This window comes from Dehalococcoidia bacterium (genome assembly GCA_028711995.1).
GTDB lineage: Bacteria > Chloroflexota > Dehalococcoidia > SZUA-161 > SpSt-899 > JAQTRE01.
This window is the reverse complement of sequence record JAQTRE010000160.1, coordinates 1-6,316: the sequence shown is the minus strand read 5'-3', so window position 1 is coordinate 6,316 and position 6,316 is coordinate 1. Positions and strand designations below refer to the sequence as shown.

The 6,316-nt window shown below is 54.8% G+C and carries 5 protein-coding genes; all 5 read left to right on the top strand.

Annotation, left to right across the window (positions count from 1 at the left end; all coding sequences use genetic code 11):
• Positions 1 to 124 precede the first annotated feature (124 nt).
• The 5 genes from PHV74_14395 (at position 125) to PHV74_14375 (ending at position 6,242) form a co-directional block, all read left to right on the top strand.
• Entirely contained in the window at positions 125 to 994 is an 870-nt protein-coding gene (locus PHV74_14395; GenBank protein ID MDD5095546.1) for an MMPL family transporter, read from the top strand.
• Between the two features lie 92 nt (positions 995 to 1,086).
• Positions 1,087 to 2,589 carry an aldehyde dehydrogenase family protein gene (locus PHV74_14390; protein ID MDD5095545.1) on the top strand — a complete coding sequence of 501 codons (1,503 nt, stop codon included), beginning with the start codon at positions 1,087 to 1,089 and terminating at the stop codon, positions 2,587 to 2,589.
• 46 nt (positions 2,590 to 2,635) lie between these two features.
• Complete coding sequence (locus tag PHV74_14385; protein ID MDD5095544.1) at positions 2,636 to 3,454, top strand: SDR family oxidoreductase; 819 nt, start codon at positions 2,636 to 2,638, stop codon at positions 3,452 to 3,454.
• 221 nt (positions 3,455 to 3,675) lie between these two features.
• Complete coding sequence (locus tag PHV74_14380) at positions 3,676 to 5,448, top strand: aldehyde ferredoxin oxidoreductase family protein (protein MDD5095543.1); 1,773 nt, start codon at positions 3,676 to 3,678, stop codon at positions 5,446 to 5,448.
• 170 nt (positions 5,449 to 5,618) lie between these two features.
• On the top strand, positions 5,619 to 6,242 hold the full coding sequence (locus PHV74_14375; protein MDD5095542.1) for an SDR family NAD(P)-dependent oxidoreductase: 624 nt from the start codon (positions 5,619 to 5,621) through the stop codon (positions 6,240 to 6,242).
• Positions 6,243 to 6,316: the final 74 nt, after the last annotated feature.

The window sequence follows — 6,316 nt, the reverse complement described above, 5'->3', positions numbered from 1 at the left end:
ATGTTGGCGCTTGTTTTGGCGCTAAATTCGACCCGCCAGCCGATTCACTCAGACTTTAAACTTCGCAGCATAATATCAGGGTGACTCAATCAGAATTCCGATACCGGCTTTTTGCAGGGACGCCATGATTGATAAGGAGCAGTACTTCCTGGAAAATTATGGCCTGGATAAGGGAGGCGATGCTGTTAAGGCCCAAAGCATAGCGGACCTGTTTATCGGCTTCTTCGGGGCTTTGCCCCCCAATGCCCAGGCGGCAGAAACTCAGCTGAAAATGGTCCCCGATCGATTATGGATGAACTTTGTCTCTAAGGATTTCACACAGGCTCATATCGCGTTAATGCATCAATCTCCCGAAAGTGAACCAACAAGGGAGTTCTTTAAGAGTGCGGATTTATCATTTGTCGATCTTCCGCCGGGAGTCACCGTCACGACAACCGGTGCAGGGCTGCTCACTCCAAGGCTTGCCGATGATCTGGCTGCCAGCCGAACCAAGTTGACCTATATCGGCCTGGGCTTTATCTTCGCCATGCTGATGCTGCTCTTCCGATTCAACATCCGCAGGGTGATTGTGGCCGGCCTGCCCGTTCTCATAGTCCTTGGTCTTTCCACCGCTTTTATGAAGATTCTGGATTTGCCCGTGACCACCGTCATGGCGATGATACCTGCCCAGATGATGGGAATTGGAGTGGAGTTCACCATTCTCCTGCTGATGCGCTACTACGAGGAGCGCGATCGTGGAGAAGATCCTATGGCAGCCATGATCACTGCCATGAGCCGTATCGGCCGCGCTATCATCATCTCCGGCATGGTGGTGATTGTGGGATTCGGCTCTTTGATGTTTGTGGATTTCCCGTTCATGCATAATTTCGGCATAATCACGGTCATAGATATGGCACTGGTTCTGGTATGCACATTGGTTCTGTTGCCGGCCATCGTAGTGTCCTTTGATAAGTGGGAGGAGCGCAAGACAAAAGTCGCTGAGCTGGCCAAATAATCGGCTTGGGTAAGATCGCCAATGGAGAATTCTGCCCAAGAGACAACTCAGTGGACCTGTTCGAACAAGAAAACGAGAAAGGAGAGTAGCGAATGACACATCACGAATCAAAAAGCCATAAACACGAAGAACGGGTGCTGATCGACGGTCGTCTCACGACCGCCAAATCCGGCGCAACCTTCGAGAACATCAATCCGGCCACAGAAGAGGTCATGGGCGTAGTAGCGGATGCGTCCGCAGAGGACATGGACCGCGCCATCGCTGCCGCGCGGAAGGCCTTCGACAAGACAGACTGGTCGACCAATCGCGCGCTACGCAAACGATGTCTGGAACAGTTACACGCGGCGATCATGGAGGAAAAGGAGCTCTTTCGAGCCGAGCTGGTCGCCGAGGTAGGCACGCCGATCTCTTTGACCTTCGGCCCGCAGCTCGATTGGCCAATCTCCGATGGCCTCCTCTGGCCAGCCCATATGATCGATACTTTTCCGTGGACCCGCAAGATATCCGACCAGAACATCTTAGGAGGCAAACCGACCTATCGATGGGTATGGAAAGAGGCCATCGGCGTGATAGCGGCAGTTATTCCCTGGAACTACCCATTTGAAATTTTGATCAACAAGATGGGTCCGGCGCTCGCCATGGGCAATACAATGGTGATCAAGGCGGCATCGATGACACCGTGGAACGCAACTCGCATCGGTCGTCTGATCGCGGAAAAAACGGACATACCTGCCGGTGTGGTCAACGTTGTGACAACGCAACGCCACGAAGTATCACAGATGCTCTTCTCTGATCCGCGAATCGATATGATTTCCTTCACGGGTTCGACTCGCACAGGGAGAACGGCTCTTGAGATGGGCGCATCGACGTTCAAGCGCACATTGGTCGAGCTCGGCGGGAAGAGCGCAACCATCGTCCTGGACGACTGCAATCTCGTGCAAGTGCTCCCTCAGGCCGCGTTCACTGCCAACATGCACGCCGGACAGGGCTGCGCCCTGCCCACCCGGCTCCTGCTGCCCAAATCCCGCTATGAGGAGGGAGTCTCCATTCTCATCGGAGCGTTTAAGTATATCCGCTGCGGCGATCCGAACGACGTCGACACCACCGTGGGACCGCTGGTATCCGCCAGACAGCGCGATATCGTCCTCGGCTACATCGAGAAGGGCAAGGCCGAAGGAGCGCGGCTCGTGGCAGGCGGCGGCAGACCGAAGCACCTCAAGCGCGGCTGGTACGTGGAGCCGACGCTCTTCGTGGACGTCGACAACATGTCTACAATCGCACAGGAAGAGATATTCGGGCCGGTACTCTCGGTCATCCCGTTTGAGGACGACGAGGACGCGATTCGTCTGGCCAACCAGAGCAATTACGGCCTCTCAGGCTTCTTCTGGTCCGCTTCACGAGAGCGAGCGCTGAATCTAGCGCGGAAGGTCCGCACCGGTTCGATGGCTGTCAACGGCGGCCAGTTCTATGGTGCGGAGTCGCCCTACGGCGGCTACAAGGCCAGCGGCATCGGGCGGCAGTGCGGTATCGAGGGCCTGGAACAGTATCTGGAGACAAAGGCCGTCGGCTGTGAATTCCCCTTAGAGGAATCGTAACGCAAACAAGAACAAAGCAGTAAAATAACCGAAAAGGAGAGAACATATGAACGATATGAAGGATTTGTGGGGTTATCGCGGTAAGACGGTCGTGATCGATGGGGCAGCATCTGGAATGGGATTGGCGGCAACGAAATTTTTGATCGACTTAGGAGCGGAGGTATACGCCCTTGATGTCAAGGAGTGTCCGGCGCCGGTCAAGAAGTTCATCAAAACCGATCTGGGAGACAAGGCATCTATCGATGCAGCGGTAGCCAAGATTCCGGGAGAGGTGCGCGCACTCTTCTGTTGCGCAGGTCTCCCAGGCGCTCCCTTCCCCGATGCCGACGTCGTCAGGGTCAACTTTGTGGGGCACCGGCATCTTATCGAGAGCCTCATTCCGCGAATGAAGCGGAACGAAGGCGCAATCGCCATCATAGCCTCTCTGGCCGGAATGATGTGGCGTTTTCACGGGTTCTACTATCAAGGGCTGGTAGACACCAAGACCTTCGAAGAGGGAGTGGCATGGATAGCAGCCAACAGCGTCAAGATACAGACGGACCTAGGGGGTTCGTACAGTTTCTCGAAAGAATGCATCTGCTATTATGGCAAACATAAAGCCGCGGAGCTTGCTCCTCGCGGCATACGCTTCAATGTGCTAAACCCATCGACCACAGTGACTCCCATGTTGAAGGATTTCCAGGCAAACCTCGGTGATGTGCTCAACCAGTACAAGGTCACCCGCTTCTCCACTCCCGAAGAAATGGGATATCCGCTGGTATTCCTCAACAGCTCGATGGCGAGTTTCATCAGTGGCCAGGAGCTAGCGGTCGACGAGGGACTTGCTGCACTCATGGAGCTCGCACCGGTGGCACAGCAGCCCTGACGATTGGAGATAGGCATCTCTTTACTGTATCTGAAGCGCATTCCTCTGCGGGCTTTGCCCGCAGAGGAATGCGTGTTTGTATCTGGTCAAGTCAAGCTCTTTCGTCATTGAAAGCAAGGTTCACGTTTGCTTCTTCCGATCATAAGAATCATGCGATAATAGAAACAAGGGAAACAACCACCCGGAAGATATGTTTTCACTGCTTGTTCGGAGGTCTCGGAATGGCAACAGGATATATGGGCAAGATTCTGTTCGTGGACCTGTCCTCAGGTGAACTGAAGGAAGAGGCACCGGAAGAGAAGCTCTACCGGGATTTCATCGGGGGATACGGACTGGGAGCGCGAATCATTTACAGGCGGCAGCGGGGCGGTGTGGACCCCCTCGGGCCGGAGAATCACATCGGCTTTGTAACAGGGCCTCTCACCGGCATCCGCGGCTTGCTGGGCTCCCGGTTCACGGTGGTCGGCAAGTCACCCCTCACTGGATGCTGGGGAGACGCCAACTGTGGCGGATATTTCGGCCCCTATCTCAAATTCTCCGGCTATGATGCGGTTTTCTTCAATGGAACATCGCCCAAACCGGTATACCTTTTGATTACCGACGGCAAGGCCGAGTTGAGGGATGCTGGCCATCTCTGGGGCAAGGACTCCCGGGAAACCGAAGAAATGCTCAAGCGCGAACTGGGCGATAAGGTCGCCGTAGCGTGCATCGGCCCTTCGGGGGAGAGGCTATCTCTGATCTCCTGTGTCATGCACGATATCGGAACGGCAGCAGCCAGAGCAGGATTAGGGGCAGTGATGGGTTCCAAAAAACTGAAGGCAGTGGCAGTAATGGGAACAAAAGAAGTTCCCGTGCTAGATAAGGAGAGGGTCGCCCAAGTCTTCAAAGAATACCTGGGGCTTGCCTCCGGTCACATGTATGAACGCCTCAAGCGATGGGGCACCTGTGGCGGCAATGCCGATTCAAGTCAAAGCGGCGATGCGCCGATCAAAAACTGGGCCGGCGTCGGCAGCATCGATTTCCCTAATGCCGAAACGATCAGCGACGACGCAGTGATTGCCTTGCAGGAACACAAACACGCCTGTTTGTGGTGCCCCATAGCCTGCAAGGGAATCATGAAAGCAGGGAAGGACTACCAGTATAAGGCAGGCGGCCACAAACCAGAATATGAAACATCCGCCGCCTTTGGCATGATGTTGCTCAACGATAATCTGGAGTCGATCATAAAGGCAAACGACATCTGCAATCGCTATGGCCTGGACACCATCTCCACCGGCGCCACTATCGCCTTCGCCATGGACTGCTATGAGAATGGCATTATAACCCGAACGGACACGGGAGGCATCGATCTCACCTGGGGCAATCATAAAGCGATTATCGAAATGACCGAGAAGCTGGCCCTTCGTGAAGGCTTCGGGAATGTGCTTGCCGACGGCGTGAAGCGGGCAGCGGAGAGGATCGGGAAGGGATCGGAACAATTCGCCATTCATGCAGGCGGGCAGGAATTGGGACTGCACGATCCCAGATTAAGGGAGATGTGGGCAGGGGCATACATGTGCGATCCTGCTCCCGGCCGTCATACATCGGGCGCCGGAAACGCCTTACATTCCAGCTATTCGCGCGTCATGGACTGCGGAGGAATGTGCCTCCTGCAATTCATCTCCGCGCCCAAAATGGACTTAACGAAGTTCATTTCCGCTGCCACCGGATGGGAGTTCGACCATAAAGAGCTGCGAATGACTGGCGATCGGATATCGACCATTCGCCAGGCCTTCAACGTCCGGGAGGGAATAAAGCCACGGGACCTAGTCATCAAAGGGGGCAGGCCTCTTGGGAATCCGCCGCTCAAGGGCGGTCCAACGACCGATGTGACCGTAGATGGCAATGCCATCATCACCCAATTCTTCAAGGACATGGACTGGGATATTGAGACGGGCAGGCCAAGCCTTCAAAAAATTCAGGCTCTCGGGTTGGAGGGAATTCTCGAGTCCTGACGTGGAGTGTTTTCTTTCATGAAAGCCGGTGCCTTGGGTAGCCTGACTGATGTAGGTCTTTATCCTTAATTATCTTTGTGAGGAGCCAACGGCAACGAAGCAATCTTTCAGTATCCAGAGAGATCGCCACGCTGCGCTCGCGATGACATTCTGAGGGAAGGAGATTCAAAATGCGACTCAAAGGAAAGGTAGCTGTCATCACCGGAGCCGGCTCAGGCATCGGACGAGCAATGGCCATACTGTTTGCTCATGAGGGTGCAAAGATTGTGGCAGGCGAATTGAATGCCGCGGCCCTCGATGCAGTAGTCAAGACAGTGCGCGCCTCAGGCGGCGAGATCACTGGCATGAAAACGAACGTCGCTATCAAATCCGAAGCCGAGGGCCTCATCGATGCCAGTGTCAATACCTATGGGCGCATCGATATCCTTTGCAACAACGCCGGAGTCATGGACTTGAACCAGGGAATCGGCGAACTCACGGATGAGATTTGGCGTCGGGTCATGAGCGTTAACCTTGATGGGCCGATGTTCACCAGCCGTCGAACTGTGCCTATCATGCTAAAGCAGGGGAACGGCTCGATCATCAACATCGCCTCAGTTGCCGGATTTGAGGGAGGCGCTGCCGGTGTGGCCTACACAGCCTCAAAACACGCGCTGGTGGGACTGACCCGCAACACTGCCTGGATGTACGCCAAGAACGGCCTCCGATGCAATGCCATTTGCCCCGGAGGCGTGAAGACAAATATGGCGTCCCTGCAAAAAGCCGGTATCGGAATTCTGATTGAGTCACCCTGATATTATGCTGCGAAGTTTAAAGTCTGAGTGAATCGGCTGGCGGGTCGAATTTAGCGCCAAAACAAGCGCCAACA

Excerpts from the sequence above, each read along its gene's own strand:
- PHV74_14395 (MDD5095546.1), top strand. The coding sequence starts at position 125 with ATGATTGATAAGGAGCAGTACTTCCTGGAAAATTATGGCCTGGATAAG.
- PHV74_14390 (MDD5095545.1), top strand. The coding sequence starts at position 1,087 with ATGACACATCACGAATCAAAAAGCCATAAACACGAAGAACGGGTGCTG.
- PHV74_14375 (MDD5095542.1), top strand. The coding sequence starts at position 5,619 with ATGCGACTCAAAGGAAAGGTAGCTGTCATCACCGGAGCCGGCTCAGGC.
- PHV74_14380 (MDD5095543.1), top strand. The coding sequence starts at position 3,676 with ATGGCAACAGGATATATGGGCAAGATTCTGTTCGTGGACCTGTCCTCA.
- PHV74_14385 (MDD5095544.1), top strand. The coding sequence starts at position 2,636 with ATGAACGATATGAAGGATTTGTGGGGTTATCGCGGTAAGACGGTCGTG.